Here is a 518-nt window from a genome sequence, read left to right on the forward strand (position 1 = left end):
AGCGTAACGGAGGCGCCCCAAGGTTCCCTCAGAATGGTTGGAAATCATTCGAAGAGTGCAAAGGCATAAGGGAGCTTGACTGCGAGACCTACAAGTCGAGCAGGGACGAAAGTCGGGCTTAGTGATCCGGTGGTACCGAATGGAAGGGCCATCGCTCAACGGATAAAAGCTACCCTGGGGATAACAGGCTTATCTCCCCCAAGAGTCCACATCGACGGGGAGGTTTGGCACCTCGATGTCGGCTCATCGCATCCTGGGGCTGAAGTAGGTCCCAAGGGTTGGGCTGTTCGCCCATTAAAGCGGTACGCGAGCTGGGTTCAGAACGTCGTGAGACAGTTCGGTCCCTATCTGTCGCGGGCGTAGGAAATTTGAGAGGGGCTGTCCTTAGTACGAGAGGACCGGGATGGACGCACCGCTGGTGTACCAGTTGTTCCGCCAGGAGCATCGCTGGGTAGCCAAGTGCGGGAGGGATAAGCGCTGAAAGCATCTAAGCGCGAAGCCCGCCTCAAGATGAGATT

The 518-nt window shown here is 56.9% G+C and carries 1 rRNA gene; it reads left to right on the forward strand.

Going from position 1 to position 518, the window contains the following annotated elements:
* Positions 1 to 518, forward strand: a 23S ribosomal RNA gene (locus ACFSR7_RS36180); the annotation flags it as partial.

The sequence above is a fragment of the Cohnella sp. GCM10020058 genome, from assembly GCF_042683485.1.
In the GTDB taxonomy this organism is placed as follows: Bacteria; Bacillota; Bacilli; order Paenibacillales; family Paenibacillaceae; genus Cohnella.